Origin of the sequence: Haloferax sp. Atlit-48N (genome assembly GCF_003383015.2) — an archaeon.
Taxonomy (GTDB): domain Archaea; phylum Halobacteriota; class Halobacteria; order Halobacteriales; family Haloferacaceae; genus Haloferax; species Haloferax volcanii.
The window spans coordinates 1,015,978-1,032,216 of record NZ_CP137689.1 but is presented as its reverse complement, the minus strand read 5'-3'; the positions used below and the strand labels follow the sequence as shown (position 1 = coordinate 1,032,216).

The 16,239-nt window shown below is 70.0% G+C and carries 17 protein-coding genes; 11 read left to right on the top strand and 6 right to left on the bottom strand.

The window, feature by feature from the left end; all coding sequences use genetic code 11:
* Nucleotides 1-2: 2 nt before the first annotated feature.
* Entirely contained in the window at nucleotides 3-500 is a 498-nt protein-coding gene (locus tag DEQ67_RS05600) for an NYN domain-containing protein (protein WP_004043836.1), read from the bottom strand.
* Between the two features lie 390 nt (nucleotides 501-890).
* Here DEQ67_RS05600 and dapA point away from each other — a divergent pair, with 390 nt between their 5' ends.
* The 11 genes from dapA (at nucleotide 891) to psmA (ending at nucleotide 9,993) form a co-directional block, all read left to right on the top strand.
* Nucleotides 891-1,808, top strand: coding sequence for a 4-hydroxy-tetrahydrodipicolinate synthase (dapA, locus tag DEQ67_RS05595; protein ID WP_115891302.1), 918 nt, complete (start codon nucleotides 891-893; stop codon nucleotides 1,806-1,808).
* Nucleotides 1,805-2,611, top strand: coding sequence for a 4-hydroxy-tetrahydrodipicolinate reductase (dapB, locus tag DEQ67_RS05590; RefSeq protein WP_115891303.1), 807 nt, complete (start codon nucleotides 1,805-1,807; stop codon nucleotides 2,609-2,611). The genes dapA and dapB overlap by 4 nt, the downstream gene beginning before the upstream one ends.
* Nucleotides 2,608-3,450 (top strand): 2,3,4,5-tetrahydropyridine-2,6-dicarboxylate N-succinyltransferase, encoded by an 843-nt coding sequence (locus DEQ67_RS05585; RefSeq protein ID WP_004063933.1) that lies wholly within the window; start codon nucleotides 2,608-2,610, stop codon nucleotides 3,448-3,450. Before dapB ends, DEQ67_RS05585 begins: the two co-directional genes overlap by 4 nt.
* Nucleotides 3,447-4,694 carry a diaminopimelate decarboxylase gene (lysA, locus tag DEQ67_RS05580; RefSeq protein ID WP_006600470.1) on the top strand — a complete coding sequence of 416 codons (1,248 nt, stop codon included), beginning with the start codon at nucleotides 3,447-3,449 and terminating at the stop codon, nucleotides 4,692-4,694. Before DEQ67_RS05585 ends, lysA begins: the two co-directional genes overlap by 4 nt.
* A gap of 20 nt (nucleotides 4,695-4,714) precedes the next feature.
* Nucleotides 4,715-5,581: a diaminopimelate epimerase gene (dapF, locus tag DEQ67_RS05575; protein ID WP_006600471.1), complete on the top strand. Its 867-nt coding sequence runs from the start codon at nucleotides 4,715-4,717 to the stop codon at nucleotides 5,579-5,581.
* A complete protein-coding gene (locus DEQ67_RS05570) occupies nucleotides 5,578-6,687 on the top strand; it encodes a M20 family metallopeptidase (RefSeq protein ID WP_115860123.1) in 1,110 nt (369 codons plus the stop codon). The genes dapF and DEQ67_RS05570 overlap by 4 nt, the downstream gene beginning before the upstream one ends.
* Before the next feature lie 50 nt (nucleotides 6,688-6,737).
* A complete protein-coding gene (locus DEQ67_RS05565) occupies nucleotides 6,738-7,292 on the top strand; it encodes a BGTF surface domain-containing protein (RefSeq protein ID WP_049896112.1) in 555 nt (184 codons plus the stop codon).
* A gap of 138 nt (nucleotides 7,293-7,430) precedes the next feature.
* Complete coding sequence (locus tag DEQ67_RS05560) at nucleotides 7,431-8,126, top strand: RNase P subunit p30 family protein (protein ID WP_115802415.1); 696 nt, start codon at nucleotides 7,431-7,433, stop codon at nucleotides 8,124-8,126.
* Nucleotides 8,110-8,736 carry a class I SAM-dependent methyltransferase gene (locus DEQ67_RS05555; protein WP_004063945.1) on the top strand — a complete coding sequence of 209 codons (627 nt, stop codon included), beginning with the start codon at nucleotides 8,110-8,112 and terminating at the stop codon, nucleotides 8,734-8,736. The genes DEQ67_RS05560 and DEQ67_RS05555 overlap by 17 nt, the downstream gene beginning before the upstream one ends.
* A 9-nt stretch (nucleotides 8,737-8,745) precedes the next feature.
* Nucleotides 8,746-9,225, top strand: a complete 480-nt coding sequence (locus DEQ67_RS05550; protein ID WP_004063947.1) for an Rpp14/Pop5 family protein — start codon at nucleotides 8,746-8,748, stop codon at nucleotides 9,223-9,225.
* A 6-nt stretch (nucleotides 9,226-9,231) separates the two neighbouring features.
* Nucleotides 9,232-9,993, top strand: coding sequence for an archaeal proteasome endopeptidase complex subunit alpha (psmA, locus tag DEQ67_RS05545; protein WP_008573654.1), 762 nt, complete (start codon nucleotides 9,232-9,234; stop codon nucleotides 9,991-9,993).
* Nucleotides 9,994-10,211: 218 nt separating this feature from the next.
* On the opposite strand, the gene DEQ67_RS05540 is transcribed toward psmA, so the two are convergent.
* From DEQ67_RS05540 to purH, 5 genes are all read right to left on the bottom strand, one after another.
* Entirely contained in the window at nucleotides 10,212-10,565 is a 354-nt protein-coding gene (locus tag DEQ67_RS05540; RefSeq protein WP_115802414.1) for a helix-turn-helix transcriptional regulator, read from the bottom strand.
* A gap of 25 nt (nucleotides 10,566-10,590) precedes the next feature.
* Nucleotides 10,591-11,343, bottom strand: a complete 753-nt coding sequence (locus DEQ67_RS05535; protein WP_115860125.1) for an NRDE family protein — start codon at nucleotides 11,341-11,343, stop codon at nucleotides 10,591-10,593.
* Nucleotides 11,344-11,409: 66 nt separating this feature from the next.
* Complete coding sequence (folP, locus tag DEQ67_RS05530; protein ID WP_115860127.1) at nucleotides 11,410-13,926, bottom strand: dihydropteroate synthase; 2,517 nt, start codon at nucleotides 13,924-13,926, stop codon at nucleotides 11,410-11,412.
* Between the two features lie 126 nt (nucleotides 13,927-14,052).
* Nucleotides 14,053-14,478 (bottom strand): universal stress protein, encoded by a 426-nt coding sequence (locus DEQ67_RS05525; protein ID WP_004043851.1) that lies wholly within the window; start codon nucleotides 14,476-14,478, stop codon nucleotides 14,053-14,055.
* 120 nt (nucleotides 14,479-14,598) lie between these two features.
* Nucleotides 14,599-16,221, bottom strand: coding sequence for a bifunctional phosphoribosylaminoimidazolecarboxamide formyltransferase/IMP cyclohydrolase (gene purH, locus DEQ67_RS05520; protein ID WP_115860129.1), 1,623 nt, complete (start codon nucleotides 16,219-16,221; stop codon nucleotides 14,599-14,601).
* Between the last annotated feature and the right edge of the window lie 18 nt (nucleotides 16,222-16,239).

The window sequence follows — 16,239 nt, the reverse complement described above, 5'->3', positions numbered from 1 at the left end:
AATTACAGCAGGAACGTCTCTTTTCGCTCCGACAGGTCGATGAACGTGTCCGCCGCCGCGACGAGTTCCTCGGCGGTGGACTCCTTGAACGCCATCACCTCGACGCGGACGCCCTCGTGGCGGAGGTGCGTACAGAGTCGTTCGAAGTCGCCGTCGCCCGAACAGAGGACGACCGTGTCCACGTGGTCGGCGAGGCTGACCGCGTCGAGCGCGATGCCGAGGTCCCAGTCGGCCTTCTTCGAGCCGTCACCGAACGTCTTGATATCCTTGATTTTCGTCTCGAAACCGATGTCGACGAGTGCATCGAAAAAGCTCACCTCGTCGGGCGAATCCGCCCGGATGACGTAGGCGATGGCGCGGGTGAGCGCGCGGCCCGCCGTCCCCTTCTGGAGGAGCGACGAGTAGTCGATGTTCCGCGAGTAGAGGCTCTGTGCCGTGTGGTAGAGGTTCTGCGCGTCTGCGAGGATGGCGACGCGTTGGTCGGGGTGAATCTCAGTCATTCGTACGACGCTTGGGCGGCGCGGGCTAATAACCGTCCGGGGAGACGGGGGCGCGGCGGACGGGCGTCCACCGTCGCGGTCGGAAACCGGACGGAGAGCGCCGCGATTCGTGCCTCAGCCCGCCCGTCGGGTCCGGCAGGTCCTGCAGACGACGCAAGTTATATTACGTTTCCAGCACCTGCATCCGGTGTGAACGACGCGACGCGGCCCTCGCAGGTCACCACACCTTCGACAGCGTCGCGTGCCGCTTTCTTTTCGAAAAAACGTGCGTACTGAATCGCTCGTTGCGGGAGTAGCGACCCCGTCTCGGGCGGCCTTCGGCTGACGCACGTTCCGGTCACACGACCGTATCAACGCTCCCGCGACCGTCACCACATCCACCAACGACACATGACATCATTCGACTTCCGCGGCGTCTATCCCGCGATGACCACGCCGTTCCACGAGGACGGCAGTATCGACTTCGAACAGTTCCAGGCCGACGTGCGACGCCTCGAAGAAGCCGGCGTCGACGGCGTCGTGCCCGTCGGCTCGACCGGCGAGTCCGCGACGCTCACTCACGACGAACACGTCGAGGTCGTCGAAGCCGCCGTCGAGGCCGTCGAGGAGGTGCCCGTCATCGCCGGCTCCGGGTCGAACTCGACCCGCGAGGCGCTGGAACTCTCCCGGCGCTCCGCCGACGCCGGGGCCGACGCGCTGCTCCTCATCTCGCCGTACTACAACAAGCCCGAGCAGGCCGGACTCGTCGACCACTACCGGACCATCGCCGACGAAATCGACCTGCCGCAAATCGTCTACAACGTCCCCGGCCGCACCGGGAGCAACATCCTGCCCGAGACGGCCGCGACGCTCGCAGAGCACCCGAACATCACCGGCTACAAGGCCGCAAGCGGCGACCTCGGCCAGATTTCGGAGGTCGTCGAGCGGACCCGCGACGAGCAGTTCGCGGTGCTGTCGGGCGACGACGCGCTCACGCTCCCGACGCTCTCTGTCGGCGGCGTCGGGGCCATCTCGGTCACGGCGAACGTCGAACCCGCGCGCGTCGGCGCGATGGTCCACTCGGCGCTACAAGGCGACTACGAGCGCGCCCGCGACATCCACCACGACCTCGCCCCGCTGAACCGCCACCTGTTCTCCGAGACGAACCCCATCCCGGTCAAGGAGGCCATGGAGATTCGGGGCTACGGCCCGGCGCGCCTGCGCCCTCCGCTCACCCGACTCACCGAGGAGAACACCGAGGAACTGCGTCGCCTGCTGTCGGACCTCGAAGCGGAACAGGCGATTCCGGACGGAGGTGCGGGCGAGTGACGGTCTCCGTCGGCGTCACCGGCGCGACCGGCCGCATGGGCGGGGAAGTCCTCGCCGCGGCCGCCGACCGCGACGACCTCTCCGTCGCCTTCGCGGTCAGTCGCTCGCCCGGCGAGTCAGTCGAAGGCGTCGCCGTCGAAGACGCGGCCGACTTCGCGGACCTGCTCGCCTCGCACGACCCCGACGTCGTCGTCGACTTCACCGGCCCGGCGTCCTGCATCGAGTACGCGTCGGCCTGCGCGGCGGCGGGCGTCGCCTTCGTCACCGGCACGACCGGCCTGAGCGAGGGCGGCTTCGACGCGCTCCGCGAGGCCGCATCGGAGGTCCCGGTGCTGTACGCCTCGAACTTCTCGCGCGGCATCGCGGCGCTCCGGCGGGCCGTCCGCGAGGCGGTTCCGGCCCTCGACGGCTACGACATCGAACTCACCGAGACGCACCACAACGCCAAGCGCGACGCCCCGAGCGGGACGGCGCTGACCCTCTTGGACGACATCGACGAAGCACGTTCGTCGGTCCGTCAGACGCGGTCTGACGACATCGACGGCGTGCGCGGCGAGTCCGAGCGCGTCCACGGCCGCGAGGGCGACGCGCCCCGGTCCGAAGGCGAAGTCGGCGTCCACGCTCGCCGGGCGGGGGATATTGCCGGTGAGCACGAAGTATTACTGGCTGGAAATCACGAGTCTCTTTCACTCACGCACCGCGCGGGGTCGCGGGGGGTCTTCGCCGCTGGCGCACTCGACGCCGCGGCGTGGCTCGCCGACCGCGACGCCGGGTGGTACGACTTCACCGAGGTACTCGAATGAATCTGGAATCCGACGTACGAGACCTGTGGCAGCGATACGACGACGGCGACGTCGACGCCGAATCAGCTACCGTCGACGAACTCGACACGCTGGACGCGTTCCTCGACGCCCTCGAGGCGGGCGAGGTGCGCGCCGCCGAGAAGACCGGCTCCGACGTGACCTCGTGGGAGGCAAACGAGTGGGTCAAGCGGGGCATCCTGCTCAACTTCGGCCTGCGCGAGACGCTCGCCCGCGAGTACGGCGACGTCCGCTACCACGACGTGCTCCCCCTGCGCGACACCGAGGACCTCGGCGACCGCGGCACGCGCAACACCCCGGACGGGACCGCCATCCGCCGCGGCGCGTACCTCGGCTCCGACTGCATCATGATGAGCCCCTCGTTCGTGAACGTCGGCGCGCACGTCGGCGACGGCACGCTCGTGGACTCCTGCGACACCGTCGGCTCCTGCGCGCAAATCGGCGCGAACGTCAAGCTCGGCGCGAACACGCTCATCGGCGGCGTGCTCGAACCCGTCGAGGACGCCCCGGTCGTCGTCGAAGACGGCGCGGCGCTCGGCGCGGGCTGTCGAGTCACCTCCGGCTTCGTCGTCGGCGAGAACTCCATCGTCGGCGAGAACACGCTTCTCACGCCCCGAATCCCCGTCTACGACCTCGTCGACGAGGAGATTTACTACGGCCACCTGCCCGCGAACCGCCGCGCCTTCACGCGCTTCGTGGAGTCGTCGCTCGGTGACCACGACCTCTTTGCCGGCGGCGCGTACAAGCCCGCGGTCGTCGCCCTCGACATCGAGGACGACACCCTCGACGCGACCCGTCGGGAGGAGGCGCTGCGCGAATGAGCGGCGGCGGGCCGGCCGTCCGGCGGCTCTCGGACTGGGACCGCGAGCACCTGCTGTCGCTCGCCGACGAGTTCGGGTCGCCGCTGTACGTGACCGACCTCCGTCGCGTCCGCGAGAACTGTCTGCGACTCCGCGAGGCGTTCCCCGAAGCGCACGTCAGCTACGCCGTCAAGGCCCACGCCGGTCGGGCGGTGCTCGAAACCGTCCGCGAGGCCGGCGTCGACGCCGAGTGCGCCTCCGCGGGCGAGGTCGAACGCGCCCTCGACGCCGGCTTCCCCGGCGAGCGCGTCCGCTACACGGCGGTCAACCCGCCGGACGCCGACCTCGACCACGTCGTCTCGCGCTGGGAGTCGAACCCCGAGATGACCGTCACGGTCGGCGCGGCCGACACCATCGACCGCCTGCGCGAGCGCGGCTTCGACGGTCGGCTCTGCCTCCGGGCGAACCCCGGCGTCGGCGCGGGCCACCACGAGAAGGTCACGACCGGCGGCCACGCGAAGTTCGGCATCCCCATCGACCGCGTCCCCGACATCGCCGCCGACGTGCGCGAGGAGTTCGACCTCGTCGGCGTCCACGCCCACGCGGGAAGCGGTATCTCCGGCGACGACCTCTCGGCGCACCGCGAGTTGGTCCGCCGGATGGGCGACCTCGCCCGCGAGGTCGGCGGCCTCGAATTCGTGGACGTGGGCGGCGGCTTCGGCGTCCCCTATCGCGAGGACGAACCGCCGCTCGACCTCGCCGCCGTCGCCGACGCGACCCGCGAGGCGCTCGGCGAGGTGGACGCACAACTCGCAGTCGAACCCGGCCGCTACGTCGTCGCCGACGCGGGCGTGCTCCTCTCGCGGGTCAACACCGTGAAGGAGGTCCCCGAGACGACCGTCGTCGGCATCGACGCCGGCATGACGACGCTGCTCCGACCGGCGATGTACGACGCGTACCACGCGATTTCGAACCTCTCTCGGCCCGACGCCGACCCGGTTTCGACCATCGTCGCGGGCCCCGTCTGCGAGACGAGCGACGTGTTCGCGGACGGTCGCGACCTCCCCGACCCCGAGCGCGGCGACTGTCTCGCGCTCGGCAACGCGGGGGCGTACGGCTACGAGATGGCGAGCACCTACAACTCTCGTCCGCGCCCCCCGGAAGTCGTCCTCGACGCCGACGGCCCCCGACTGGCCCGCCGGCGCGAGACCCTCGACGACGTCACCGCACTCGAACGAACCGCATCCGAGCACATCCCCAACTGACCAAGCACCCACACAGAACCATGAGCGTACTCAACACCGTTCCCTTCGAAAAGTTCCACGGCACTGGAAACGACTTCTTCGTCGTCGACGCAGACGACCCGGTCCCGGACCGCCCCGCCTTCGCGCGCACCCACTGCGACCGCGAGGCCGGAATCACCCTGAGCGAGAGCGAGCGACGCGGCGCTGACGGCGTCCTGTTTCTCGCGCTCGAATCGCGCTACGACCCGCCGCGGGTCGTCATGACGCTCGTCCAGCCCGACGGCTCCGTCGCCGCCATGTGCGGCAACGGCGCTCGCGTCGCGGCCGCGTGGGCCGCCGAGCGGACCGGCACGGACGAAGTCATGATAGACACGCCCGCCGGCACCCGCCGCGCGAGCCTCGACGGCACCGACGTGACCGTCGAGATGGGCGCGCCCTCGTTTGCGCCCCGCGACGTGCCGCTCGCGGCCGACGACGAACTCGTCGACACCGAGGTCGAGGGCCTGACGGTCACGGCCGTCAACACGGGCGTCCCCCACGCGGTCGCCTTCGTCGACGACGTGGACGACGTGGACCTCGAATCGGTCGCGCCGCCGGTCCGCCACGCGTCGGTGTTCCCGGAGGGCGCGAACGTCACGCTCGCCTCTCCCGACGGCGAGGGCGGCTTCCGCCAGCGCACCTTCGAGCGCGGCGTCGAGGGCGAGACGCAGTCCTGCGGCACCGGCGCGGTCGCGGTCGTCGCGGCCGCGAAGCGCCTCGGGCGCGTCTCCGGCGACGACCCCGTGACCGTCACCCCGCCGGGCGGCGCGCTCTCCGTGACCGTCCCCGACGAGGGCGCGGCGCTCCTCGGCGGCCCGGCCGTCTACGAGGGCGACGGCGAAGCCGACATCGTCTTCCGCGAGCGATGAGCGGCGACGCCGACGGGTTCGACCCCGTGGCGTTCCTCGAACGGGCCGTCCCCGTCGCGTCGAACGACGACGTGGCCGCGATGCGCGACCTGCTGGTCGAGACGCTCGAAGCCGAGGGCGTCGACCCGACCGTGGACGACGCCGGCAACACCGTCGCCTCGAAGGGAGCGGCGGAGCCGACGACGCACCTCGTCCTCAACACGCACATCGACACCGTCTCGCCGCACGTCCCGTACGAACGCGACGAGGGCGTCATCCGCGGCCGCGGCTCCTGCGACGCCAAAGGACCGCTCGCGGCCCTGCTGGCGGCGTTTTTCGCCGTCGACCCCGGTCCCGACAGCCGAGTCACGCTGGCCGTCACGCCCGACGAGGAACTCCTCTCGACGGGCGCGGCCGCCCTCGACCTCGACGGCGATATGTACATCGTCGGTGAGCCGACCGGCCTCGACGTGTGTACGGCCGCGAAAGGCCGGTTCGAGGGGACGGTGTCGCTGTCGGGCGTCGCCGCGCACGCCGCGGAACCCCAATCGGGCGTCAACGCCGTGGACGCGCTCGCCCCGGTGCTCGACGCCCTCCGGTCGTTCGACGACGACCGCGAGGTCCACCCCGAACTCGGGCCGGCGACGCTGACGCCCACGATGGTCGACGGCGGCGCGAACTCGAATCAGGTGCCGGCCGACTGCCGACTCGTGGTCGACCGCCGGAGCGTCCCCCCGGAGACGGCCGACGGCTTCCGCGAGGAACTCCGGTCGACGCTCCGGGCCGCGGTGTCGGACGGCGTGTCCGACGACGTGAGCATCGACTTCGCGCTCACGGAGCGCCCGACGCCGTTCCTCGAAGCGTTCGCGACCGACCCCGACCACGAACTCGTGACGACGCTCGCCGCGGCCTCCCGAGACGCCGGCGGCCGGGCGGACGTTCGGCCCTTCACCGCCGCGACCGAGGCCTCCTACTTCTCTCCCGCGCCCGTCGTCGTCTTCGGTCCCGGCCACCTCGCCGACGACGAGGGCGCGGTCGCGCACGCCGACAGGGAGTACGTCCGGACCGACGACGTGCGGGTCGCGGCCGCCGCACTCCGCGCCGCGGTCGCCGCGCTCGCCGCCTAAGTGTCGATTAATCACAACGTACTTGTTATCCGAACGATACGTTTCGGACGATGCGCCCTCCACATCTCATCGTCACCCTCGCTGTCGTGGTCGCGCTGTCGCTGTCGGGCGTCGTCGCGGCCGACAGCGGAACCGCTATCGACCACGCGGGCGACGAACTCACGCTCGACGCGGTCGACGGCGAGCACGTCCACGGGACGACCCCGTTCGCGCCCGGGACGCTCATCGGCGTCCGCGTGAAATCCGTCGGTGATACCCATCCGTTTCTCGTCTCGAAGGCCGTCCGCGTCGGAGAAAACGGCAGCTTCGACGTAACGTTCGACCTCTCGGAGATGGCCCAACTCCGCGGCGGGCCGGTGCAGGTCTCGGTTCGCCGGGACCAACAGCCGATCTACGAGGAGAACGCCACGCTCGTGACGTACGATATGCCCGAGAACTCGACGCTCACGCCCGACATCCGCGACGCCGCGACGGCCGAAACGACGTCCGCGTCGACCGCGACGACGGCCGATGCGTCGTCCGGAATCGACGTCCCCGGCTTCGGCGCGGGCGTCGGCGTCGCCGCGCTCCTCGTCGCGTCGTTCGTCGCCGCCCGCGGCCTCTAAGCGCACGGTCCCGCGTTCGCCAGTTCACCCGCTCGCTCGCCCGCGCCGACCGCCCCGCCGCGCCGACCGCCCCACCGTTCTGCCGCCCCGTCGCTCCGGAACGCAACGCCCTTTTCCCACCCGCACCTGAGTCGGCGTATGTACGAGGCGGTCTACGCACACCCCGACGGCGAGAGCACGGTCAGTCGCGTCGCCGTCGCCGCCGGGCGGTACGACTACGACGGGGTCGTCGTCCGCGCGCTCGACGCCCGCCCCGACTACGACCGCCTCCGCGAGGCGATCGACGTGGACGTCGTCGACGCCGTCGAAATCGACGCGTCCAACCCGGAACGAGCCAGCGGCGCGGTCGGCAACTACCGCCCGCAGCGCGAACTGCTCATCGTCCGCGGGGGGACGAACGCGCTCAACCGATTCGCCGTCGAACAGCCGCGAGTGGACGTGCTCTCGCGCCCCATGGAGGGCGAAGGCAACTTCAACCACGTCCTCGCCAAGGCCGCCCGCGACAACGGCGTCCGCGTCGAGTTCGACTTCGGGCCGGTGCTCCGAAGCGACGGGGGAACCCGCGTGCAGGCCATCTCGGCGCTCCGGAAACTCCGCGAACTCGTCGAGTACTACGACGCCCCCTACGTCGTCTCCGCGACCCCGTCGTCGCATCTCCAACTGCGGAGCCCCCGCGAGTTGGCGGGACTGGGCGAGGTCGTCGGCTTCGACCGCGAGCAGGTGCTCGACGGCCTCCGCGAGTGGGGTCACCTCGCGGCGCGCAACCGCGAGCGCACGTCCGAGTCGTTCATAGCCCCCGGCGTCAAACGGGGACGGTATGAAGAAGACGATTGAGGAACACGCCGCCCGCTTTTCCCACATCGCCGCGGAGTACGACGACTCCCAAGACAGCGACGAGTACCGCGCGTGCGTCTCGCTCGTCGTCCACTACGCCGACCCCTCCCCCGAGGACGTGGTGCTCGACCTCGGTACCGGCACGGGCGCTATCGCCCTCGCGCTCGCCCCCGACGCGAAGCGCGTCGTCGGCCGCGACATCAGCGAGGGGATGCTCGAACAGGCCCGAACCAAGGCCGCCGAAGTCGGCATCGAGAACGTCGAGTTCGACGAGGGCCGGTTCCGAGACCCGAACGTGGGCGACGACGAGCAGATCGACATCGTGGTGACGAACTTCGCCATGCACCACCTCTCCGACGAGGAGAAACGCGAGGCCATCGGCGTCATCGCCGCCCTCGAACCGCGGCGGTTCGTCCTCGGCGACGTGATGTTCTTCGGCACGCCCGACCCCGACGAGCCGTTCTACTCGCCCGAAGTGGACGACCCCGCGACCGTCGGCTTCCTCGCCGACGCGCTCACGGACGCCGGGTTCGTCCTCACGGCCGTCGAATCGGTCCACGAGCAGGTGGGCGTCCTCGTCGCCGAACGAGCGCCGACCGCCGACGAGTGAACTGACCCGATGAAACACCTGCCCAAACACCTCCGGCCGCGACGACGATATCTCGCCGTCGAGGTCGAGACGTGGCCCGACGCCGACCTCGCCCGCGGGCCGTTCCAGCGCGAACTCTGGTACGCCGCACAGAACCTCTACGGCGACGCCGGGAGCGCCGACGCCGACCTGACCGTCCTCGGGTTCGACTACGCCGACGGCGTCGCCGAGACCGTCGTCCGCGCCCGGCGCGGCCACGTCGAAGACGCCCGGGCCGCACTCGCCTGCATCGACGCCGTCGGCGGCGACCCGGTCGGGGTGAGAGTGCGAGGCGTCTCGGGGACAGTGCGTGCCTGTTCGGAAAGGTATTTACACGGCCGGGCCGGAATTTCCGAGGAGAGAACCGTCGTGTTCGAGAACGACTCCCGAACCGCCGTCGTCCGCGACTCCCTCTTCGACGTTCGCGGTTCGGACGGGTTCACGGGCGCGACGCAACTCGATTTCGAGTGATATTCCATGCAGGGACAAGCGCAACAACAGGCGTACGACCGCGGGATTACGATCTTCTCGCCGGATGGTCGACTCTATCAGGTCGAATACGCTCGTGAGGCCGTCAAGCGCGGCACCGCGAGCATCGGCGTGCGAACGCCCGAGGGCGTCGTCCTCGCGGCGGACAAGCGCTCTCGCTCGCCGCTGATGGAACCGACGAGCGTCGAGAAGATTCACAAGGCGGACGACCACATCGGCATCGCGAGCGCCGGCCACGTCGCCGACGCCCGCCAGCTCATCGACTTCGCCCGCCGCCAGTCGCAGGTCAACCGCCTCCGCTACGGCGAACCCATCGGCATCGAGACGCTGACCAAGGAAGTCACCGACCACATCCAGCAGTACACGCAGGTCGGCGGCGCGCGCCCCTTCGGCGTCGCGCTCCTCATCGGCGGCGTCGAAAACGGCACGCCCCGCCTCTACGAGACCGACCCCTCGGGGACCCCCTACGAGTGGAAGGCCGTCTCCATCGGGGCCGACCGCGGCGACCACCAGGAGCACCTCGAAGAGAACTTCCGCGACGACCTGACCCTCGACGAGGGTATCGAACTCGCGCTGGAGGCCATCGCCTCGACCAGCGACGAGGGCACCGCGCCCGACGGCGTCGACGTGGCGACCGTCTCCGCCGAGTCCGAGCGCTTCGTCGAGCTATCCAACGACGAAATCGAGGACTACCTCGAAGCCAACGACCTGTTGGCGACCGAGGACGACGACGAACAGTCCGACGAGTAAGCCGCGTCCCGCGGTTCTCGTTTCTCGTTCCCGGTTCCGGTTCCCGCGCGGTCTTCTTCGACTCCCGCCCGGTGAGCGACCGCGCCGGCGTCTCGGACGCGACGGGGAGCGGTGGCGTCGCTCACGGCCGGAACACGAGGCGGGAACAGAACACGAAAACCGAAACAGAACCGGAAACGCGGTCGTCTAGCGGGCCACGGAGAGCGACCCCGGGCGGCTCAGTACTCCTCGTAGGCGAGGTTCATGAGCCACTGCGAGAAGGCGTTGCTGTTGGCGTTAATCTCCTCTTCGCCGATGAGCGGCGAGAGCATGTCGCCGGCCATCAGCATCGAGAAGTCGAGGTCGCGCGCGGCGGGTTCGAGATAGTAGGTGGTGTGGCCGTTGTAGACGGTCTCGGTCCGCTTGATGAGACCGAGCGACTCCAGCACCTCGGCGATGCGGCTCCCCTTCCGGGAGGAGATGTCGAGGTCTTTCCAGAAGTCGCTCTGGTGGATGCCGCCCGACTCGCGGATGAGTTCCAGTCCCGCGCGCTCGTCGGAAGAAAGGTCTTGCTCGGCTTCGCTCGCGCTCATACCATCTACACGTCGTGCGAGCGGTTTAATCCTGACGTTCGACCGGTTCGAAGGCGGTCTGACACGGCGGGCCGTCGGCGAATTCGTACGCGAACTCCGCCTCGCCGAGCGCGATGACCGACGACGAGCGCGTGCCGAACCGACCCTCCGGGTCGTGGACGCAGACGCCGAAGTCGTGGTCGCCCAGCGCCGCCTTCGCCCGCTCGCACCACGCTTCCACCGACTCGCTCGGCTCGGGCTGAAGGGCCTCCTCCAGCCGCCGGGCGTTGTCGGCCTGCCGCTTCCCCACCTCGGGGCGTCGCTCGGGGACGAACCACGACTCGGGCGTGCCGACGTTGACGACGACGCGGACGCCGGGGTCGACGTTCCGCACCGACAGGCCGCCGTCCCACTCGAAGAACAGCGCGGCGTTCTCGTCGGCGACGACGAGGTTGAAGCCGTCGTACGTGTGGTCCTCGACCGCGTGCTCGACGAACCGGGCCGCGTCCTCGGCGGTCTCGCGGCGGAGCGCGTCGCGGACGAGATGGCCCCGGGAGCGTTCGCCGCCGCCCTCGACCTCGACCCAGCGGTTGGTGATGCCGACGAAGACGCCGGCGTCGTTGTAGCCGACCCACGTTCCGCCGGCCTCGGCGTCCCGCGGGGCGACGATTGCGGGGCCGTCGCCGTTTTCCCACCGCCGGGGCGGTTCGGCGGGCCGACCGAGTTGCTCGTCGCGGTTGGCGGCGACGACGACCGGCGCGTCCTCGAACACCTGCCACGCGAGGATGAGTGTGCACACGAGGAAAGCGTAGGCACTCGGCGCAGAAAAACGTCGGTTTCGACCCGACGCGCCGGCGCTCGTCCCTCAGTCTTCGCGCTCGGCGTCGGCTTCGAACCGGCTCGGGTCCCGGGAGGCGAGCGCGACGTTCACGGCCGCGACGTTCTCCGGCACGTCGTGGACGCGGACGATGTCGGCCCCGCGGTCGGCGGCGATGGCCGTGCCCGCGACGGTCGCCGCGAGGTTGTCGCCGGGCTCCTCGCCGACGAGCGAGAACATCGACTTGTGGGAGTGGCCGACGAGAATCGGACAGCCGAGCGCGGCGAACTCGTCGGTGCGCCCGAGAAGTTCGAAGTTCTCGGCCTTCGACTTCCCGAAGCCGAGACCGGGGTCGACGATGAGGTTCCGCCGCGGGATGCCCGCCTTCTCGGCGAGCAACACCAGCTCGGTCAGTTCGTCGATGACGTCCTCGACCACGTCGTCGTAGTCGACTTCGCGAGACGGGTCGACCGGGGCGTCGATGCTGTGCATCACGATGACCGGCGCGTCGCGCTCGGCCGCGAGGAAGCGCATCTCGGGGTCTTCGAGGCCGGTCACGTCGTTGAGGATGTCCGCGCCGGCGTCGAGGGCGGCCGCGCCGACCGCGGCCTTGCGGGTGTCCACGGACACGAGCACGTCGAGGTCGGCAATGGCCTCGATGACGGGCGCGACGCGGCGAATCTCCTCGTCGACCGGGACCTCGTCCGCGCCGGGGCGGGTGCTCTCGCCGCCCACGTCGATGATGTCGACGCCGGCGTCGACCATCGCCCGCGCCTGCTCGACGGCGTCGTCGATGTCGTAGAACTCCCCGCCGTCGTGGAAGCTGTTCGGCGTCACGTTCAGGATGCCCATGACGGCCGTGCCGTCGTCCCACGGGTAGTCGTCGTGGCCGGCGTCGCTCGCGTCGCCCGCGCCGCGCTCGTCGTCTTCGCCGGCGTCAGCCGCCTCGATGTCGAGCGTCTCGCGAATCTCGGCTGCGACCCCCGCGAGCGCGTACGGTCGGTCTTCGAGGGCCGCCGTCAGGCGCTCGAACTGGTCGAGCGTCCCGGTCAGGACCACGTCGACGAGTTCGCCGCCGAACTCGTGGCCCGAGACGGCGCAGTCGCCGCCGACGGACAGCAGTTCCTCGCGGAGCACCCGCGCCTGCCGGCGCTGGACGCGCGTGTGGACCGTTCTGTTGACCGCCCGCTTCGCGCGTTCGCTCCGTTCGGCGGCGTCAGCGACGTTCGCGCGGTCGAGGGTCCGTCGGGCGTCGTCGAGTGTGCGGTGAGTCTTCGGGACGACCGCCCGCGTCCACGTGGTCCGCGCCTCGGCGACGACGTACAGCGAGCCGACGACGAGCACGCAGTCGTCGGGGTCGGCGCGGGCGCGCGCCCGGTCGAGCGCCGCGGCGACCGCGCCGCCGGTCTCGACTGCGGGGCCGTCGAGTCGCTCGAAGACGGACGACAGTATCTCGGGGTCCTCGCCCCGCGAGATGTCCGCCTTGCAGGTGACGACGGACGCCACCTCCGGGAGCGCCCCGACCATCTCGCGGTGGTCCTTGTCGTGCATCGCGCCGTAGACGAGGTGGAGGTCGTCGTAGTCGAACTCGTCGAGGACGGTGGCGACCTGCGCGCAGGCGTCGGGGTTGTGCGCGCCGTCGAGGACGACCGTCGGCTCCGTGCCCATGACCTCGAACCGACCCGGCCAGTGGGCGTTTCGGAGGCCGCGGTGAATCGCCTCCGCGTCGATATCCGGGCGAACCTGCCGGGCGAGCGAGACGGCGATGCCGGCGTTTCGCGCCTGATACGCGCCCAAAAGCGGGATGCGAACGTCGAGCGTCTCGGCGTCGGTCTCGACGGTGACGGCGGCCTCCTGGTGGTTGACGCGGCCGCCGTAGGAGACGCGAACGTCCGCGTCCGAGTCGGCGTCGGCGTCCCCGACGGTCAACACGTCGCCGGCCTCCTCGCGGATGACCGACAGCGCCTCGCCGGTCGTCCCGGTCACGAGCGGCGCGTCGGCGGGCGCGACGGCGGCTTTCGTCTTCGCGATTTCCGCGACCGTGTCGCCGAGGACCGCGGTGTGTTCGAGCGAGACGTTGGTGACGGCGCTTGCGACCGGGTCGACGGCGCTCGTCGCGTCGAGTTCGCCGCCCATCCCGACTTCGAGCACCGCCACGTCGACGCCCGCGCGGTCGAAGTACCACAGCGCGAGCGCGGTCACGGTCTCGAAGAAGGTCAGCGGCTCGCCGTCGGCGGCCCGCTCGACGAGGTACGGCTTGGCTTCGGCCACGAACGCCGACAGCGCGGACTTCGGAATCTTCCGGCCGTCGACGCGGACGCGCTCCCGCACGTCGTCGAAGTGCGGCGAGGTGTAGAGGCCGACGTGCGCGCCCGACTCGCGCAGCATCGCGTCGACCATCCGGGCGGTGCTTCCCTTTCCGTTCGACCCCGCGACCTGCACGAACGACACGCCTTCGTGGGGGTCGCCGAGGTGAGAGAGCAACCGCCGAATCGACTCGGTCCCCGGCTTGACCTGAAACCGCCGGAGGTCGAAAAGGAAGTTCACCGCCTCGTGGTACTCCATACGCGTGAGAAACCGGACGGTGGGCTTAGGCCTAACGCTCCACGTCACTCCTGCGACACGACGCCGGCCGGGGTCGCCCACGAGGGCCGCCGCCGACGCACCGACAACCGCTCGATAGCGCCGCGCTCAGTCGATGTGGACGACGAGCACCGGGCGCTTCGCGTTCTCGATGACGCGCTCGGTGACGCTGCCGAGCGACGTGAGCTTGTCGCGACCGGTCCGCCCGTGGGTCCCCATCACGACCACGTCGGCGCCGTGTTCGTCGGCGTAGTCGAGGATGACTCGATGGGGCACGCCGTCTCGAATCGCCGTCGTCGTCGACGCCTTCCCCTCGCACTTCTCGGCGCACCGCTCGACCGCATCGACCGCGTCGTCGCGGAGCGACTGGATGACGGCGTCCTGCTGGTCGCCGCCCGCGGCGAGGTACACCCGCTGGTCGACGACCGACAGCACGTGGACTGTCGACTCGTCCCCCGCGAGTTCGAGCGCGTGCTCGATTGCCTGCATCGTCCCTTCGCTCCCGTCGGTCGGCACGAGGATGTGTTCGTACATACCTCTGTGTTCGCCTCGCCGACACTTGAAGGGACACCGTCGGTGTTAGGTCGTGGGAACGGACGGGCCGTGAAGAAAGCGAGGTTCTGATAACAGGAGACAGACGCGCCCTCGCTTCGCTCAGTCGTGTCTAAAGCACCGCTGGCCGGTGAAGACCATCGCAACCCCGCGCTCGTCGCAGGCCTCGATGACCTCCTCGTCGTTCACCGACCCGCCGGGCTGGATGACCGCCTCGATGCCCGCGTCAGCCGCCTTCTCCACGCCGTCCGGGAACGGGAAGAACGCGTCGGAGGCCATGACGGCACCCTGCGCGTCCTTGCCCTCGGCGTGTTCCTCGGCCTTCATCGCGGCGAGTTCGACCGCGTCGACCCGGGAGACCTGCCCCATGCCGACGCCGACCGTCTCGGTGCCCTTGGCGAAGAGAATCCCGTTGGACTTCACGTGCTTCAGGACCTTCCACGCGAACAGCATCGTCTCCAACTGCTCGTCTGTGGGCTCGGTCTCGGTGACGACTTCGAGGTCGTCGAGCGTCGGCGTCCAGAGGTCGCGCTCCTGGACGAGTCGCCCGCCGACGAGCGCCTTCTCGGTGTAGGTCTCGGTGCGCTCGCCGAGTTCGCCCACGTCGCCAGACTGCGTCTGGCTGCCCGGCAGATGTAATCTGCCGACGTCGAGGACGCGGAGGTTCTTCTTCTCGGTCAGCACGTCGAGCGCGTCGTCGGTGTAGCCGGGCGCGACGACGACTTCCTTGAACGAGTCGATGATGAGTTCGGCCGTCTCGGCGTCGCACTCGCGGTTGAGCGCGACGATGCCGCCGAAGGCGCTCATGGGGTCCGTGGCGAGGGCGTCGGCGTAGGCCTCCGCGAGGGTGTCGGCGGTGGCGCAGCCGGCGGGGTTCGTGTGCTTGATGACCGCCGCGGCGGGCTCGTCGAACTCCTTGATGAGGTTGAGCGCGCCGTCGGCGTCGTTGTAGTTGTTGTACGACAGCCCCTTCGCACCCTCGTTGAGCTGGGGCGCGCCGACGACCGACGCCTCGTCGCACGTCTCGTCAACGTAGACGGCGGCGTCCTGATGCGGGTTCTCGCCGTACCGGAGTTCGTCGTAGCGGTCCTCGGAGATGACGCGGCGCTCGGGGAGGCCGGCGTCGACGTCGCCCTCGACGGTGACGGAGTCGTCTTCGACCGTCACGCGGCCCTCGGCAAACCAGCGGACTGCGCGCGGGTAGGCCTTGAACTCGGCGTCGTAGAGGACGCGCGATTTGAGGTCGTCGGCGTCGTCGTCGGTGTACACCGGGACGGCCTCCTGCGTGACGATGGGACCGGCGTCGACCTCCTCGTTGACGACGTGAACCGTACAGCCGGTCGTCTTGACGCCGGCGTCGAGGACCTGTTCGTGGGCGTCCATGCCGGGGAACGCGGGGAGCAGCGATGGGTGGACGTTGAGCGTCGTCGGCGCGGCGTCGAGGAACGTCGAGGTGAGCACGCGCATGTAGCCGTCGAGACAGACGAGGTCGAAGTCGTAGTCCGCGAGGGCGTCGAGGATGCGCTCCTCGTGGGACTCGCGGGCCTCGTCGTCGCCGCGTTCGACGACTTCGCTGGGGATGCCGTGTTCGTCAGCCCAATCGACGACGGGCGCGTCGGCGCGGTTCGAGACGACGACGCCGAGTTCCGCCCCGCCGGGGGCGCGGTCGGAGATGTTGCGCAGGTTTCGTCCACGGTTGCTCGCGAGACCGGCGATGGTGACCATGTGAGGATGGCGACTCGC

Bases quoted from the DNA above. Each gene is read 5' to 3' on its own strand.
- folP (WP_115860127.1), bottom strand. From the start codon at position 13,926: ATGGAGTACCACGAGGCGGTGAACTTCCTTTTCGACCTCCGGCGGTTT.
- DEQ67_RS05565 (WP_049896112.1), top strand. From the start codon at position 6,738: ATGCGCCCTCCACATCTCATCGTCACCCTCGCTGTCGTGGTCGCGCTG.
- DEQ67_RS05585 (WP_004063933.1), top strand. From the start codon at position 2,608: ATGAATCTGGAATCCGACGTACGAGACCTGTGGCAGCGATACGACGAC.
- DEQ67_RS05570 (WP_115860123.1), top strand. From the start codon at position 5,578: ATGAGCGGCGACGCCGACGGGTTCGACCCCGTGGCGTTCCTCGAACGG.
- DEQ67_RS05550 (WP_004063947.1), top strand. From the start codon at position 8,746: ATGAAACACCTGCCCAAACACCTCCGGCCGCGACGACGATATCTCGCC.
- DEQ67_RS05525 (WP_004043851.1), bottom strand. From the start codon at position 14,478: ATGTACGAACACATCCTCGTGCCGACCGACGGGAGCGAAGGGACGATG.
- DEQ67_RS05555 (WP_004063945.1), top strand. From the start codon at position 8,110: ATGAAGAAGACGATTGAGGAACACGCCGCCCGCTTTTCCCACATCGCC.
- dapA (WP_115891302.1), top strand. From the start codon at position 891: ATGACATCATTCGACTTCCGCGGCGTCTATCCCGCGATGACCACGCCG.
- DEQ67_RS05600 (WP_004043836.1), bottom strand. From the start codon at position 500: ATGACTGAGATTCACCCCGACCAACGCGTCGCCATCCTCGCAGACGCG.
- psmA (WP_008573654.1), top strand. From the start codon at position 9,232: ATGCAGGGACAAGCGCAACAACAGGCGTACGACCGCGGGATTACGATC.
- dapF (WP_006600471.1), top strand. From the start codon at position 4,715: ATGAGCGTACTCAACACCGTTCCCTTCGAAAAGTTCCACGGCACTGGA.
- lysA (WP_006600470.1), top strand. From the start codon at position 3,447: ATGAGCGGCGGCGGGCCGGCCGTCCGGCGGCTCTCGGACTGGGACCGC.
- purH (WP_115860129.1), bottom strand. From the start codon at position 16,221: ATGGTCACCATCGCCGGTCTCGCGAGCAACCGTGGACGAAACCTGCGC.
- DEQ67_RS05560 (WP_115802415.1), top strand. From the start codon at position 7,431: ATGTACGAGGCGGTCTACGCACACCCCGACGGCGAGAGCACGGTCAGT.
- DEQ67_RS05540 (WP_115802414.1), bottom strand. From the start codon at position 10,565: ATGAGCGCGAGCGAAGCCGAGCAAGACCTTTCTTCCGACGAGCGCGCG.